General features: G+C 50.9%; 12 protein-coding genes. 5 read left to right on the plus strand and 7 right to left on the minus strand.

Annotated features, from left to right (window positions below; genetic code table 11):
• Nucleotides 1–18 precede the first annotated feature (18 nt).
• Both polA and SynMVIR181_RS04440 read right to left on the minus strand, forming a co-directional pair.
• On the minus strand, nt 19–3,012 hold the full coding sequence (gene polA, locus SynMVIR181_RS04435; protein ID WP_186590118.1) for a DNA polymerase I: 2,994 nt from the start codon (nt 3,010–3,012) through the stop codon (nt 19–21).
• Nucleotides 3,013–3,036: 24 nt separating this feature from the next.
• Nucleotides 3,037–4,212: an efflux RND transporter periplasmic adaptor subunit gene (locus SynMVIR181_RS04440; RefSeq protein ID WP_186590119.1), complete on the minus strand. Its 1,176-nt coding sequence runs from the start codon at nt 4,210–4,212 to the stop codon at nt 3,037–3,039.
• Between the two features lie 168 nt (nt 4,213–4,380).
• Here SynMVIR181_RS04440 and ychF point away from each other — a divergent pair, with 168 nt between their 5' ends.
• From ychF to SynMVIR181_RS04460, 4 genes are all read left to right on the plus strand, one after another.
• Nucleotides 4,381–5,472 (plus strand): redox-regulated ATPase YchF, encoded by a 1,092-nt coding sequence (ychF, locus tag SynMVIR181_RS04445; RefSeq protein ID WP_186590505.1) that lies wholly within the window; start codon nt 4,381–4,383, stop codon nt 5,470–5,472.
• A gap of 415 nt (nt 5,473–5,887) precedes the next feature.
• Nucleotides 5,888–6,898: a hypothetical protein gene (locus tag SynMVIR181_RS04450; RefSeq protein WP_186590120.1), complete on the plus strand. Its 1,011-nt coding sequence runs from the start codon at nt 5,888–5,890 to the stop codon at nt 6,896–6,898.
• Nucleotides 6,891–7,772, plus strand: coding sequence for a sulfotransferase domain-containing protein (locus SynMVIR181_RS04455; protein WP_186590121.1), 882 nt, complete (start codon nt 6,891–6,893; stop codon nt 7,770–7,772). The genes SynMVIR181_RS04450 and SynMVIR181_RS04455 overlap by 8 nt, the downstream gene beginning before the upstream one ends.
• A complete protein-coding gene (locus SynMVIR181_RS04460; RefSeq protein WP_186590122.1) occupies nt 7,765–8,310 on the plus strand; it encodes a hypothetical protein in 546 nt (181 codons plus the stop codon). Before SynMVIR181_RS04455 ends, SynMVIR181_RS04460 begins: the two co-directional genes overlap by 8 nt.
• Here SynMVIR181_RS04460 and SynMVIR181_RS04465 read toward each other — a convergent pair.
• Entirely contained in the window at nt 8,307–8,588 is a 282-nt protein-coding gene (locus tag SynMVIR181_RS04465) for a PqqD family protein (RefSeq protein ID WP_186590123.1), read from the minus strand. The genes SynMVIR181_RS04460 and SynMVIR181_RS04465 overlap by 4 nt on opposite strands.
• 60 nt (nt 8,589–8,648) lie before the next feature.
• On the opposite strand from SynMVIR181_RS04465, the gene SynMVIR181_RS04470 reads away from it, so the two are divergent.
• On the plus strand, nt 8,649–9,431 hold the full coding sequence (locus SynMVIR181_RS04470; protein ID WP_186590124.1) for a transposase: 783 nt from the start codon (nt 8,649–8,651) through the stop codon (nt 9,429–9,431).
• Nucleotides 9,432–9,669: 238 nt separating this feature from the next.
• Here the strand turns inward: SynMVIR181_RS04470 and SynMVIR181_RS04475 are convergent, their stop codons facing one another.
• From SynMVIR181_RS04475 to SynMVIR181_RS04490, 4 genes are all read right to left on the minus strand, one after another.
• On the minus strand, nt 9,670–10,815 hold the full coding sequence (locus tag SynMVIR181_RS04475; RefSeq protein WP_186590125.1) for a carbamoyl-phosphate synthase: 1,146 nt from the start codon (nt 10,813–10,815) through the stop codon (nt 9,670–9,672).
• 237 nt (nt 10,816–11,052) lie between these two features.
• Nucleotides 11,053–11,913, minus strand: a complete 861-nt coding sequence (locus tag SynMVIR181_RS04480; protein ID WP_186590126.1) for a phosphatase PAP2 family protein — start codon at nt 11,911–11,913, stop codon at nt 11,053–11,055.
• Nucleotides 11,914–12,286: 373 nt separating this feature from the next.
• Nucleotides 12,287–13,471 carry a carbamoyl-phosphate synthase gene (locus SynMVIR181_RS04485; protein ID WP_255444438.1) on the minus strand — a complete coding sequence of 395 codons (1,185 nt, stop codon included), beginning with the start codon at nt 13,469–13,471 and terminating at the stop codon, nt 12,287–12,289.
• A 280-nt stretch (nt 13,472–13,751) separates the two neighbouring features.
• Nucleotides 13,752–14,951: a carbamoyl-phosphate synthase gene (locus SynMVIR181_RS04490; RefSeq protein ID WP_255444439.1), complete on the minus strand. Its 1,200-nt coding sequence runs from the start codon at nt 14,949–14,951 to the stop codon at nt 13,752–13,754.
• Nucleotides 14,952–15,053: the final 102 nt, after the last annotated feature.

The following is a 15,053-nucleotide window of genomic DNA, read 5'->3' on the forward strand; positions in this document are numbered from 1 at the left end:
GTTTTGTTTTTGAGGTTTTCATTTCGCGTCCATCCAGTTATCACCAATGCCTGTTTCTACGACAAGTGGCACGCTTAGCTGTATGGCTTTTTCCATCGTTTGCACCACAAGTTGCTGAATGTCATTAAGTGCAGTTGGGTCAACTTCTAATACCAATTCATCATGCACTTGTAGAAGAAGTCTGGCTGGCAAATGTTTGCTTTCCAGCTCTGCTTGAAGTTGCACCATCGCCAGCTTGATGATGTCGGCACTGGAACCCTGAATGGGAGCGTTCGCCGCTGCTCGAAGTTGTTGCGCTTCCATCCCGCCGCGTCGCGCCACTTCTAAATTGATCTCGAGTGGATCCATGCCGCTGAGGCGGCCGAGCCCATTTCGGTCGAAGTGGAAAGGACGCCTGCGTCCCAAAATGGTTTCCACATAGCCCTGACTGAGGGCAAGACGTTCTTGAAGTTCAAGGAAAGCGAACACCTTGGGATAGCGCTGTTTGTATTTGCTTAAAAAGTCTTTGGCCTCGCTTTGACTTACACCTGTTTCGCGCGCAAAGCGTTGGGCACCCATGCCATAAATCACGCCGAAATTGATGGTTTTGCCTAGCCGTCGTTCGTCTGACGAGACCTCGTCTTTATCGAGAAGCAAGCGAGCGGTAAGGGCATGCACGTCGTCTCCATCGCGATAGGCCTGTTGCAGGACCTCTTCCCCGGATAGGTGCGTGAGGATGCGAAGTTCGATTTGGGAATAATCAGCGCTGAGCAATTTCCAGCCGTCTTGGGGCAGAAAGGCCTTACGAATTCTTCTGGAAAATTCGGTCCGAACAGGAATGTTCTGCAGGTTGGGATTGCTGCTGCTCAGCCGGCCAGTCGCGGTCACTGCCTGGTTGAAATCGGTGTGGACCCGTCCGGTTTCCGCTTCTACTAGTTGCGGCAAGGCATCCACATAGGTGCTCTTTAATTTGCTCAGCACCCGATGTTCAAGCACCAGGGGCACAACGGGGTGATCGTGTTCCAGCTTCTCGAGCACGGTGGCATCGGTGCTGTATCCGGTTTTGGTGCGACGTGATTTTTTGCGGTCCAGCCCGAGGGTGTTGAACAGCAGTTCACCGAGTTGCTTCGGGGAGGCGAGGTTGAAATCCACCTCTGCAACGTCTTTTGCTTTCGATTCCAGTTGTTCGAGAGTGGCACCGATCTCTGAGGAGAGACCCGCTAGGTAGGGCACGTCGATGCGAATCCCTGTGGCCTCCATCACCGCCAGCACGGGTTCAAGGGGCAGCTCAACATTGCTAAGCAAGTTTGGAAGTTGGGGGCCTAAGTCCTCGAGTTGTTTGTTGAGATCGATCGCCAGTTTGCGGGTGAGATGCACATCCATGCCGCAGTACTGAGCGGCTTGTTCCAGGGGAACTTCGGAGAACGTACTGGCCTTGCCGTCTTTGGCTTTGCCCACCAGATCACTGAACAGGGTGGGACGAATGCCGTAATCCCGCTCGGCCATCACATCCAGGCCATGTTTCGCAGCCGCATCCCTGAGGTAATCGGCCAGCAGGGTGTCCATGACGACACCAGCAAGCGGTAAGCCATGGCGCAACAGAATCAAACGGTCGTATTTGGCGTTTTGAAGGGCTTTTGGGTGCTCGCCACTGGCCAACCAAGGAGCAAAGGCTTGCAGCACCGTTTCCAGTGGCAATTGCTCTGGGCTGGGATCGCCCCGATGACTCACCGGGATGTAGGCCAAATCGTCAGTGTTAGGTCCCCAACAAACGCCAATGCCAACGAGCTGAGCGCGGAATGGATTGAGATCGGTGGTTTCCGTGTCGAGGGCAACGGGGGCTAGGGGATCACGGCAGTTCATTAACTGCGTTAACAGTGCCTTGAGTTGATCAAGGGTTTGAACGAGCCCGGGATGTAAGACCGGTTGGGTTTGGCTGGACTTTGCCTCAGATTCAGCCTCTGATGCCGCCTCGGGCCCTGATGGTTGAGCTGATGTTGTGGCTTCAGCTTTGGCGGGGCCTGGCTCCTCTGCTTTGGCGAGGAGATGGGCGTTAGCCGCTAAACCACCACTGGAAAAGGTGGCCACAAAGTTGGGGACCTGACGGATCAGGCTGTTCAGCTCGAGTTCCTCTAGGCGCTGACTCAGGCCATCGCCATCAACGCTGCCCAGGTCGAGTTTGGGCTCCTCTGGTAGCGGAATGTCCACCAGAATTTCAGCCAGGTGCCGTGACAGGTAGGCATTGTCTTTGTCGTTAGCAAGCTTGGCTTTCAGTGCACCTTTAATGGCGCCACGACTCGCTTTTGGACCCTCTGCTTCCACCTCGGCTAGGGCTCTGTACACCCCATCGAGATCGTCGTTGTCTTTCAGCAGGCTGATCGCTGTTTTGGGACCCACTCCCTTCACGCCAGGGATGTTGTCGGAGCTATCGCCAGTGAGAGCCTTGAGTTCAACCACCTTGGTGGGAGCCACGCCGAGCTTGGCTTGCACGCCGGCTTCATCGATCAAGGTGGGGCCACTGCTTTTGGCATAGGGACCGCCGCCCATATAAAGGACAGCGATGTTGCGGCTGTCGTCCACCAGTTGGAAGAGGTCGCGATCACCGCTCAGAATGCGCACGCTCCATCCATCTGCTGCTGCGCGGTTGGCCAGGGTGCCGAGCACATCGTCGGCTTCAAAGCCCGGGGCCAGACAGAGAGGAAGTTGCAGCTGCGTCTTCAGAATCTCTTGAAGCTGCCTCAGGTCTTGGAAGAAGTGGTCGGGAGCGACGTCGCGATGGGCCTTGTAGTTTGGGTCGGCCTTATGGCGGAAGGTGGGTTCAGCTGTATCGAAGGCGATCGTCACGCTGTTGGGCTTCAGCCCTTTGCAGTTATCGAGAAGGGCCTTGAGGAATCCATAGGTGACGCTCGTAGGAATTCCGTCTTTGGTGCTGAGTCCACCCTCACCGCCTTTGCTGAAGGCGTAAAAACTGCGGAACGCCAGTGAGTGTCCGTCCACCAGCAGAAGCAGGGGTTGATCGGAGGTGGGGCTCATGGGTTTCGGCAGGGGTGGTCAGGATTAGTCGCGTTGTTTCGCCCAGGGCGGCAAGTCGATGAACACCTGCGTTCCCGGTTCCACTCCGGAGAGAATCGCACTTTGGCTGCCGCCGCTAGCGCCAAGTTCGATCGACTTGAATGTGGGTTGATCGTTCTTGCCCACCAGCAACACCCCTGGTTTGCCGTCTTCCGTCACGATCGCCACGGTTGGGACCAAGGTGCTCGCGGCGGTGCGTCCGGTTTGAAAGTTCACGTCTGCCGTCATGCCGATGCGCAGGATCGGAGGTGGATTGAGAAGGGTGAGTTCCACCTCAAAGGAGATCACGTTGTTGGTTTTCTCAGCGCGTGGTGCGATGTCGCGAACTTCAGCGGCAAAGCTTTGATCTGGGAACGCATCAACGCGAACGTTTGCGACTTGCCCGATTTTGATCCGGCCGATATCGCTTTCGGGCACTTTTGCCGTGACTTCAAGGCCCTCGGAGAGCTCAACAATCGAGGAGCTGGTGGCGCCTGCTGAGGAGGATGCAGCAGTGGTTGGTGTCACAAAGGAGCCTGGTTCGGCATAGCGCTCAGTGATCACTCCGCTGAAGGGTGCTCTGATTAACAGTTCACCTCCTTCTATGTCTCTTTGTTGGATTCTTTCCTGGGCCGCTTCAAAGTTGGCTTTGCTGCTGAGGTAGCGGGCTCGATAGTCGTCCCGGTCTTCGGCGCTAATCACGCCACTGGTAAATAACGTCCGACGTCGTTTGTAGTCAGCAGCCTTGGCTTCGTAGTCGGCTTTGGCTTGACGTGCCAAAGCTTGGAGTTCATCGAGACGGTCTTGAAAGTCACCCCGGTCCATGCGGGCGAGCACCTGCCCTTTCTCGACGCGGGCTCCTTCGTCAACGAGCAAGGCTTCGAGCAAGCCTTGCCGTCTTGGGCTCACGTTGACGCGGCGAATCGCTTCTAACTCGCCGCTAGCAGTGACCACACCAGGGAGCGAGCCGCGGGTGGCTTGAACGGTGTAGTCGGATAGGTCGCGACCTCCGCTGCGGGTGCTGGTCAGCATCCAAATCAAACTGCCGCCACCCACAACTGCTGCAGCCACGCCAGCGATGACAAGGCGTTTGCGTCGTCGTCGATCTCCGCTGAGGCGAGTAAGAGAGGTCAAGTCATGGTCCTTGGCGAGTAATGGGGTTTGCCGTTGTTGGCTGACCATGACAGCGCCTGTATCAGAACTTCACACATAGTCTCGCTTGTGTCCTGAAGAATCGACGAACCAGTTGGAAATTTGCACGTTACCGTAACGGTGCTGATACGTAATCGTGCTTTTAGTGAGGTTGCCGGGCGAAGGGGCAGTTGAGGGTCGGTGGATAGATTTGCCTACATGCTTAAAGCTGGAATCGTCGGATTGCCCAACGTTGGCAAATCCACCTTGTTCAATGCCCTCGTGGCTAACGCGCAGGCTCAGGCTGCGAACTTTCCGTTCTGCACGATTGAGCCGAATGTGGGCACGGTGGCGGTTCCCGATGACCGCCTCCAGAAGCTCTCCGACCTCAGCAAGAGCAAAGAGCTGATCCCTACACGGATGGAGTTCGTTGATATCGCCGGTTTGGTGAAGGGTGCCAGTCAAGGCGAAGGCTTGGGCAATAAGTTCCTCTCCAACATTCGTGAGGTCGACGCGATTGTTCACGTGGTGCGTTGCTTTGAAGACGACGATGTGATTCACGTGTCTGGGTCGGTGGGTCCTGCACGCGATGCCGAGGTGATCAATCTTGAACTTGGCTTGGCCGATCTTTCTCAGATCGAGAAGCGGCGTGAGCGGCTGAAGAAGCAAATGCGTACGAGCAAGGAAGCTCAGGTGGAAGATGAGGCTCTTGCGCGCATCCAAGAGGTGCTCGAAGCCGGTGGTGCCGCACGCAGTATCGAGTTGACGGATGAAGAAGCGCTGATGATCAAACCGCTCGGACTGCTCACCGCTAAGCCGATCATTTACGCCACCAATGTGAGCGAAGACGATTTGGCTGCGGGCAATGGCTACTGCGAAGAAGTTGCGGCCCTTGCCGAGAAAGAAGGTGCTGAGTCCGTGCGCATTTCAGCGCAGGTGGAGGCCGAGTTGGTTGAGTTGGGCGAAGAAGAATGTGCTGATTATTTGCAGGGTCTTGGTGTGAGTGAAGGAGGCTTGCGCAGTCTCATTCGTGCCACCTATCGACTCTTGGGTTTACGTACTTACTTCACGACGGGTGAAAAAGAAACACGCGCTTGGACCTTCCGTGCCGGGATGACTGCACCGCAAACAGCAGGGGTGATTCACACTGATTTTGAGCGTGGATTCATCCGTGCGCAAACCATTGGTTGGGAGAAGTTGCTGGAGGCTGGCTCACTTTCAGAGGCTCGGAATAAGGGCTGGTTGCGTAGTGAAGGCAAGGATTATCTCGTCGATGAAGGAGATGTGATGGAGTTTTTGTTCAATGTTTAATATTAAATTAGTAATTTAAAAATTTTGTTGTGCTTATTTGTGATTACAGGGTCGGAGAGTTGATATTTTCTTGAGCTTTGCATATACTGCGGACATGCTTGCTCCGAAAATTAATCTTTAGGTTTAATGCAGTCTATTGCAAGTGATTGCCTGCAATTGAAAAATAATTTTGAGGGTAATTTTTTGACTATCGCCCCACCCCATACATACAGAAGAACTCTTCGCCACCTTTTCGGCGGAGAAACTCTTTTGCCATCAATCTCGATAACGCTTCCGCTGGTGTCTTCCTTAGCTCCACAGCCACTTGAGTAAGCGGGGTGAGAGAAAACTCGTCTCCTTGATCAAGTGGCATTTCAGTGATTTCTTGCCAGCTCAGGTCAAATCACGAGAGACTCCATGCAAACTCACTATTTCGTTGATCAAACCTCATCGCTATTGCGCCCTCGGGGCAGAGATCAGCAGTGATTTGGTTTTGCCAGAGCTGCAAGCTTCCGATTCAGCCTGTGATTCGTTGGTGCAGATCCAACAGGGAGATCATGGGCAATGGCCCAGCCTTGAGCCGAGCCCTCACAGCACGCCAACACTGCGGCTTGCACCTCAAGATTGGCGCTTAGAACTGGAAGGCATTGGCTGGTTTCGTGCCACTGGTGGTGAGCGTTTGGAATGGCAACGTTGGGATGACAGCGTCAGCGACCGCGACATCCGAACGTTTGCTGTAACCAGTGGGCTTGGAGCCCTAGCGATCCAGCGTGGCGCGTTGGTTTTGCATGGAACAGCTCTGGAGCGTGACGGAGAGGCGATTCTGCTGTTAGGGCATCCAGCTGCAGGAAAGTCCACCCTGGCCTGGTGTTTAATCCAAGAAGGTTGGCACTTACTCAGTAGTGAGCTAGTTGCCGTTGGCAGTGATGGGATAGTTCAGCCAGGGATGCATCAACTCAAGCTCTGGTACGACGCTGCTATGACCTTGGAATTGGATTATGCACAGCTACAACCTGTAAGAAAGGGACTTAAGCGATATGCATTGCTAGCTGAAGAGTTAACTTGCATGCCACAGCCAACACCATTACGGCTGATCTATGCCTTAAATCGCGCCAAAGAAGATTCAGGTAAAGAGGAGGATGCCGATGAGGCAGGAGATGAAATGGAAAAAGTATCTCTTAAGGCTTCACGAAATTTCTCACAAACAAATGCCTTAATGCGCCTGCGCAACCAAGCCTTTCACGCCAGGATGTATCGAGGCATGGATGCAGAAGCGCAGCTATTTATGCAGGCAGCTGCACTAGCTCGAACGGTGCCATTGCATGCCTTGATCGTTCCAGATGGAATCAAAGCAATGGCCGAAAGCCTGAAGGAGGTGGACCTCATGCAACCCGAATCGATGCAACAGCGCAAAAAGAGCAAAGAAGAGGACGCAAGCAATGACTGAAGATCACAGCTACTGGTATCTAGCCTCGTATCCAAAATCAGGCAACACCTGGTGCCGGGTTTTTATTACTGAATTGATGAGACTGGCAGGAGAGAATCCTGGAGAAGAATTAAACCTTAATCAAGATATTGAAACTGGAGCGATTGCCTCATCCAGGCTTTGGCTAGACGATCAATTAGGAATCAATAGTTGCGATCTAAGTTTTAGTGAACTTGATCCGTTGCGCGGACGTGCTGGTGCCAGTGCATGGCTATTCGCAGAAGGAGAGCGCTTTCACAAAGTGCATGATGCCTTTAAATCTCCTGATTCCCGTGGACGCCCGGTGGTGAGTACAACATGCTGCTCTGGTGTTGTTTATATCCTGCGCCACCCGGAAGATGTAGTCGTATCACTCAGTCACTTCTTCTCATGGCCGTTGGATCGATGCGTTGATTCCTTGCTTGATCCAAGTGCAGCACTGGTGCCAGGGGAACGCTTTGGCGGCCATCAAGTACGCCAACACATGGGCCGCTGGGATCAACATGTGCGCTCATGGGCTGATCAAACTCAGCTACCAGTTTTGATCATGCGCTATGAAGACATGCTAGCAAAAGGATCAGAAACATTCACCAAATTAGCAACCTTTTTAGGGCTTCCTACTGACTCGAAACTCATTGATCAGGCTTTGGAAAATACCTCCATTGATCGACTCAAGAAGCTTGAGGAAGATGTTGATGGCTTTGCAGAAAAACCTGCCGGTTGTGAGCGGTTCTTCCGCTCAGGTCGGACAGGAGAAGGAGCAGAACAACTTTCAATTGAGCAGCGAAAGCGACTAGCAAATGGGTTGTCTGAAGCGATGAATCGCTTTGAATACGAAGGGCCAGACGTTGACTGATCCTCGAATTGAATTTGTATTTGGAGAGGTGAGTGATCAGCTCAGAAGCGAATTGAAGGCTTTTTGGAGCCAGTATGGCAAGCCACATCAAGAAGAATTGAAGTCGTTTCGAGCAACACTAAGCAATAACCAAAAACGCATGGGTCTACTTAAAAAGCCCATATCGCGACAGCCTGCCGCAATCTCACGTGATCAGTCAGGCGCAATTAACGGCGTTGTATTTGTCGTATTGAGAGAGCTAGAGACTTCCCGAGATCTCGGAAGCCATGCCTACTTTCAACGCATGTATGTAATTCCAGAATCCAGGAATCCACGTCTGGCAAATCAGCTCTTTAGAGCATTCCTTCAAGGGTTTGATCGTGAAGTAGAGAAGCGTGATCATCGAGCAAAAGTATTACTAGCCGAAAACATTAATCCTGGCTTGCAGAAAGCATCCATGCGCCGTTATTTTGCACGCCTTGGCTTCCAAATGCTTGGAGGGAATCAACTTGGCGGTGAAATTTGGGCAAGAAAGCTCAAAACACATTTCTCATTTTAGTCCTCAACCACGGCAATCACTTTCTTCTCCAAGGCAGCTTCCAGCCAAGTTTCGATAGCGGACTTGCATTCATCTGAAGTGACTTCATATTCCTCCTGTAAATTCTTGCAGAGTTCAGGCAGTGTTGGCTGTGTCTTTAGTGCATTCCAAATAGCTGAGCCTGTCTCGTTAAGAACAAGATAGTCGCAGGTATTGCTTTGAAATAAAGCTACATCGCCATCGAGTTCAGTGCAAACAGCTTGGTGATGCTGCTTAAAGCGTTTGGTGCCACTTACCATTTAACTTTTAAAACTCGTCATTAGCATCTTGTCAATAATGGCATAGAAATCGGTTAGGACATGGCACGTCAACCGCGCTATCTGCCAGCAGGACATTCCTTTCACCTCACGCTCAGGTGCAATAGCCGTCAGTTTCTAATTGCCCAAGGCTTGAGACGTGATGTTCTGTTAGCTGTGCTCGCTAAAGCCAAGCAGAGGGTGCCACACAAGTTGTATGCGGTGTGCCTGATGGCTAATCACCTGCATCTGCTTCTGCGTCCTGATGATGCAAGTGAATTGCCAAAGCTGATGCATTGGATTGGCTGGTATTCAGCCATGGCTTTGAATCGTCTTTCTGGACGTTGCGGGCATTTTTGGGAAGCCAGGTATTACGCCACTGCCATTGCTCCAAAAGATCACAGGCGAGTGCTGAATACATTGCGCTACATCCATGCCAATCCCAAAGCAGCAGGAGTACGAAAGGGCTTCTATGACCCCTATTCCAATTACGGGCATTACGGAAGATTGGAATGTGATGGCATCAGTGAGTGGCACCCAAGCTTTCTGCAATTGGCATCAAGCCTTAAGGGTTGCTCCAGGCGATATGCACGGTTCTGCCAGTACTACCGGCACAAAAGCAAAGGCGGCTCTAGGTGCCATTGGGGCTCAAGGATGCTGAACCGTCTGGTTGAAAAAGGCAGAAGCAGTCAAAGCAGGAAGAACCGGGTCTCACCAGGGCAGCAGAAACTACCCTTTGCTTTTGACATCAGACTCAATCAAATTCCAGAAGGCTGGCATCAAGTTGCGGTGAGATTTAGAAGGGCAAATGGCATCCGTGATGGTGATTCAAGAATGCTGCTTTAATCAATTATTTCGCGATTAATCACACAATAATAGAGTCAATACCTACATTACTAGCAGAACTAAATGCGAAAGCAGTATTTACTATGCCTAGGCTCTAATGCAACTTAAATATTAAATATAATATCCTAAGCAAGCCAACCCTAAGCTTAGATCGTGCCAGGTATTGAACCATCAATTAGCTGCTTTTATGAGAGTTTTGATGACATATCAAATCCTAGATGGGCTTGTACTCAAGTACTCACGGGTTCTTAACGGGTTCCCAGCCGTTAGCGGTTGCATCTTTTGCGCCAGGGCTACAATGTGCCAGGGCTAGCTTGCGGTTGGCAGCCGTTGAAAAAACCGAGGTTGCAGCCGTTCCGAACCGGTCAGTCGGGGTACCGACCGAAGCTCCAGAACGGGGTACCGACCTTATCAATTTACCATTGCGCGGATCAAACACTTTGCATGAAACTGCTGCATCATGAACGCGGATATTCCTGTTTTTAACGCTTTCAGATAAGGCTTGAATCGTTGGCTTTTGCCATGCTTTTTTCTTCGTTTCTGCAGCTGAACTATTGCTACCAAAGCGATACTCAATGTTGCCTGACACTCTGGTTTCAAACGCTTCGTCATAGGAAACATTGATCCCAGCAGTTAATCCATAAGCGATCTGATAATCCAGCTCAACCTGCACGCCAGAACCATCTGCTTCTCCTAGATCACCGCTTTGGTAGTAATAACCAATTGAGGCATCCCACTCTGGAGTGATTGCATAACCAACATCAAGCCCATAGGTATCAAGCGCCCCGCCTTGAAAGGCTCTATTTAGCTGCTGCTCTGTATCACCAACAGGGATTAAGGCATAGGCATTGAAGTTCCAGCTATCTGATACTGCTTCTAAACCTGCTGCAATCTGCTGGAAAAAAGCACTTTCCTTGTCGTAGAGCGTGACACCTGTTTCAGCATTGCCTGTATTCATCGGCCTGCTGTCATAGCCGCCGTTCAGCCCATACATCCAGCTGCGGTCGCTGTTCAGCCAGCGATAACCAAGCCTTGAGGAGGTGCTGATCGTGGTGCCAGCAACAGTGGTGTTGATGATGCTGCTGTCATTGCCGTAATCAGCAAAGTTCGCATTGAGCAGTACATCAGCAAAGAACACACTGTTCTCGCCTACAGCGATTGGAAGGAACCCACCAATGCCTGCTTGATTTGGTGTTCCTGCTCCTTGTAGTGCGCCTTGAAAACCCCAGTTGAACTTGACTGCATCCTTGAGGTTGATCTCCATCACCCCTAGATCATCTGCGCCACCTGTCTCTTGAGCAGCAGCAGACAGCAGTGCACTGTTAGCGATTGCGAGTGCGGCAGCTCCGCTCAGCGATAACGACAGGCGCAGTGAACGCTGCATTGATAAGGATGGGATCTATTAAGCGCAGAATGCCTCGCTTTGATGGCAGATGAGAGCTGCAGTAGGCAGTTTCAGCTTTGCTGCTATTCAGTAGGCAATAAAAAACCCCGCTCGTGGCGGGATTGAACATTAGCTACCACTTGCTATCAGTTGATGCTTGGGTGTAATTTGGCAGCCTTTTCGGCGAATAGATGATTAATCTCTAGCCCTTAGAAGTTAGTTGCCTAAACAAAACGATCAGCGGTTCAAGGCTTCCTGCTCTTGGGTACAGTTCGGATTAAGTAGTCGGTCACCTGTTCGCAGTGATTTCACTTCTAATGCAGCAGCACGAAGATCAGCTCTGAAAACAGAATCGCTGTGGAGCTGTGCCACCGTCGCTGAACCCATTACAAATCCTGCCTGGACATCACTTTCCCAGTGAACATTGCAAACATTTCTGCTTTCACCGTAAGTAATACCGCGAGCCAAGATCTGGTCCTGCCTCTCAGGCGCTATCTCGCTGAGAATAAGAGCCCATGCCCAGCCAACCGAGGTATGACCTGAAGGGTATGAACCGTCTTCTCTCAGAGCGTTCTCAATTTCTGGAGTGCAAACCGGTTTTCCATTTTGAGTGAAAGGCCGAGGTCGTTGATAATGGTTTTTGGCGCGATAGGTAGCTAAACCCGCATCAGTTAATGAACGTCTGAGGAGGATATAGAGCTTAGGTGTATCTTCCTGGGTGATCTGAATCCCCAAGGCACATGAATAGATGCCAGAGGCGGTAGGAAAATCAAGATCCGCATCACGTGTAGCTAGGTCCCAACGTGAACTACCTTGGAGAGGCAAATTATCTTCTGCTGTCGCAACATCAAGGGCGTAGGCAGCAGAATTTTTTTTCGGTGGAGCAGCTAAAAGCTTTAGGGAATCGGGCAGGGAGTCAGGCTTGAGATAGCCCTTCATATACCCCTTGAGTGAGCCTGTTTGGATTTCCTTAAAACCAGGAGGAGAACCAATCTCTGACTCGCAATCCGTGCCGGATTCAGCCATAGCTGGCAGTCCAACACTTGCATTGACAGTGGCTAGAGAAAAAGCGACAAAGCTAATCCAAAAACGATGCATGCTTATTTAGGCAATTATCCTGTCTAAACCATATATCGCAATTCATCTTTATTGCTTAAGAAAACAATTTCTTATTTAGGCTGATGACTGGTGGCATTATTTTTATCCGATCAGCTGATCAAGGTCTTTGGCTCGTTGAGAAAGTTCCGATGTCCAGAGAAAGAGCAATCAAAACGACACAGACGAGTCCTAGCTAAACCAGCTTCACTTCATCTGAGTGTCGAGGGTCATTGGTAAGTGGCAACTGCTTGAAGCATTCCCCGCTGCAATAAAAACTCCGCTTGTGGCGCGCTGCAATATACCTAGCTGACACCCTTATTTTAGCGATCTCGTTTTATCTAATTTCAGCTCAATCGTGCCAGGTATTGAACCATCAATAACATGTCGGGGTTGGGCCCGTACTCTTGCGGCAACGTTCCCAGCCGCCACCATAGAACGATGTCTTACTTGGGTTACCTGGGTTACAGTGGAGGTCAGAACGAACCCCGCGTGCGCGTTGGCTCGCTTTCCAAAAACTTAGGTTCGTTCCACTACTTCCTGCTGTTGAAGCCCTACTACCCGGATCGTTGTGCCGTACTGGTTTACCATCCAATTCATTAAATATCTTGCACACCGCATCTGGATCTGCTGCATCATGAACGCGGATATTCCTGTTTTTAACGCTTGCAGATAAGGCTTGAATGGTTGGCTTTTGCCATGCTTTTTTCTTGGTTTCTGCAGCTGAACTATTGCTACCAAAGCGATACTCAATGTTGCCTGACACTCTGGTTTCAAAAGCTTCGTCATAGGAAACATTGATGCCAGCAGTTAATCCATAAGCGATCTGATAATCCAGCTCCACCTGCACGCCTGATCCATCTGCTGTTCCTAGATCACCGCTTTGGTAGTAATAACCAACAGAGGCATTGAGTTCAGGGGTGATGAAATACCCAACATCAAGGCCATAGGTATCAAGCGCCCCACCGAGATAACGCGCATTGAGGCGCTGCTCTGTATCACCAACAGGAATCAAGGCATAAGCATTGAAGTTCCAGGTATCAGAGACTGCTTCTAAACCTGCTGCAATCTGCTGGAAAAAAGCACTTTCCTTGTCGTAGAGCGTGACACCTGATTCTGCATTACCTGTATTCATCGGCCTGCTGTCATAGCCGCCATTCACGCCATACATCCAGCTGCGATCACTATTCAGCCAGCGATACCCAAGCCTTGATGAGGTGCTGATTGTTGTACCAGCAACTTCTGTATTGACGATGCTGCTGTTGCCGCCGTAATCAGCAAAGTTGGCATTGAGCAGTACATCAGCAAAGAACACACTGTTCTCGCCTACAGCGATTGGAAGGAACCCACCAATGCCTGCTTGATTTGGTGTGCCTGCTCCTTGTAGTGCCCCTTGAAATCCCCAGTTGAACTTGACTGCATCCTTGAGGTTGATCTCCATCACCCCGAGATCATCTGCGCTGCCAACGTCTTGAGCAGCAACAGGCAAAAGAGCGCCGTTAGAGAGTGCCAGTGCAGCAACACCACTCAGCGATAACGACACCCGCAAGGAACTCTGCATTGATAAGGATCTATTGAGCGCAGAATGGCTTGCTTGTGCTGCTGTTGCCCGCTGCAGTAGGCAGTTCCAGCTTTGGTGTATCAAAAGCTACAAATTTACCGTTCGTGGCGGGCTGCTGGGTGCAATGTCCCTAGCTGACACCCTTATTTTAGAGATCTCGTTTTATCTATTTTCTGCTCAATCGTTCCAGGTATCGGATGGCATTTAGGCGTGATCAAGCAGTGATCAAAGAAATAAAAAGACGCTGTCATGGCAGAGGCTTGGTTGGCAACGCTATTTATTATTTAGCTGCATCTACTACTACGTCCAATGCTCCAAGCTCACCCGCCACACCCTTCGCATTCGCGCCAAAAGTTCGTCCGCCTATCACTCCCTGACCCGTACAGTAAAACATTTCCTGAAGAACACTGCATTCGTTGCCATACACCGGAACGCAATCATTGGGATTTCCATTCCATCCGCTTTGCCCATGACCTTGCCACCGGCTGTAGCTTGGATTATGACACCTTAACGTGTCCCAATACATTTTACACACGCCCTTAGTACATCTCACGTCATGTACTCTGACAGCCCTGTTCTTGGGTGATGCTGTTAACGCATTAATTGTTGGATTCTCCCACTTTTTCTTCGTCGCTGCTGTTGTACTTGGTCCACCAAAGCGAACTTCAATATCAGCTGAAACTCTTGTATCGAATGCTTCGTCGTAGGAGATATTGACCCCTGCTGTTACTCCACTGGTCATCTCATACGCAAGACGTCCGAGTACGCCAGAACCATTAGCTGTTCCTAGATCACCATTTTGGTAGTAATAACCAACAGAAGCATTAACGACTGGAGTGATGAAATAGCCAACATCAAGCCCGTAGGTGTTCAATGCACCGCCTTGGTAATACCAGTTCAGCCTCTGCTCGGTATCACCAATAGGAACCAAGGCATAGGCATTGAAGTTCCAGTCATTGGAGACTGCTTCTGCATTGACTGCAACCTGCTGGAAGAAAGCACTCTCTTCTGTGCCGCTCACATTGATGCCTGTATCGGTTCCTCCCGTATTCATCGGCCTGCTGTCATAACCAGTATTCAGCCCGTACATCCAAGAGCGGTCACCATTGAGCCAGCGATAACCAAGCCTTGATGAGGTGCTGATCGTGGTGCCAGCAACTTCTGTATTGATCAGGCTGCTGAAGCCGCCGTAATCAGCAAAGTTCGCATTGATCAGTACATCAGCGAAGAACACACTGTTCTCGCCAACAGACAGTGGCAAGAACCCGCCGATACCGGCTTGGTTGGGTGTTCCTGCGCCTTGCAGTGCGCCTTGAAAGCCAATGGTTGGCTTGACCAGATCTTTAAGGCTGATGCTCATCACCCCGAGATCATCTGCGCTTCCAGCTTCTTGAGCAGCAGCAGACAGGAGGCCAACGTTTGAAAGTGAGAGTGCTGCAACGCCGCTGAGCGATAACGACAGGCGCAAGGAACGCTGCATTGATAAAAATCTATTGAACTTACCCTCCCTCCCTCTGGTGTCAGAGGAGGGCTTCAGTGGTCAGTTTCAGCTTTGCTGTTCTTCAGTAAGCAATAAAAAACT

It is taken from the genome of Synechococcus sp. MVIR-18-1, from assembly GCF_014279835.1.
In the GTDB taxonomy this organism is placed as follows: Bacteria; Cyanobacteriota; Cyanobacteriia; order PCC-6307; family Cyanobiaceae; genus Synechococcus_C.

Excerpts from the sequence above, each read along its gene's own strand:
- SynMVIR181_RS04475 (WP_186590125.1), bottom strand. The coding sequence starts at position 10,815 with ATGCAGCGTTCACTGCGCCTGTCGTTATCGCTGAGCGGAGCTGCCGCA.
- ychF (WP_186590505.1), top strand. The coding sequence starts at position 4,381 with ATGCTTAAAGCTGGAATCGTCGGATTGCCCAACGTTGGCAAATCCACC.
- SynMVIR181_RS04465 (WP_186590123.1), bottom strand. The coding sequence starts at position 8,588 with ATGGTAAGTGGCACCAAACGCTTTAAGCAGCATCACCAAGCTGTTTGC.
- SynMVIR181_RS04455 (WP_186590121.1), top strand. The coding sequence starts at position 6,891 with ATGACTGAAGATCACAGCTACTGGTATCTAGCCTCGTATCCAAAATCA.
- polA (WP_186590118.1), bottom strand. The coding sequence starts at position 3,012 with ATGAGCCCCACCTCCGATCAACCCCTGCTTCTGCTGGTGGACGGACAC.
- SynMVIR181_RS04440 (WP_186590119.1), bottom strand. The coding sequence starts at position 4,212 with ATGGTCAGCCAACAACGGCAAACCCCATTACTCGCCAAGGACCATGAC.
- SynMVIR181_RS04490 (WP_255444439.1), bottom strand. The coding sequence starts at position 14,951 with ATGCAGCGTTCCTTGCGCCTGTCGTTATCGCTCAGCGGCGTTGCAGCA.
- SynMVIR181_RS04470 (WP_186590124.1), top strand. The coding sequence starts at position 8,649 with ATGGCACGTCAACCGCGCTATCTGCCAGCAGGACATTCCTTTCACCTC.
- SynMVIR181_RS04485 (WP_255444438.1), bottom strand. The coding sequence starts at position 13,471 with ATGCAGAGTTCCTTGCGGGTGTCGTTATCGCTGAGTGGTGTTGCTGCA.
- SynMVIR181_RS04480 (WP_186590126.1), bottom strand. The coding sequence starts at position 11,913 with ATGCATCGTTTTTGGATTAGCTTTGTCGCTTTTTCTCTAGCCACTGTC.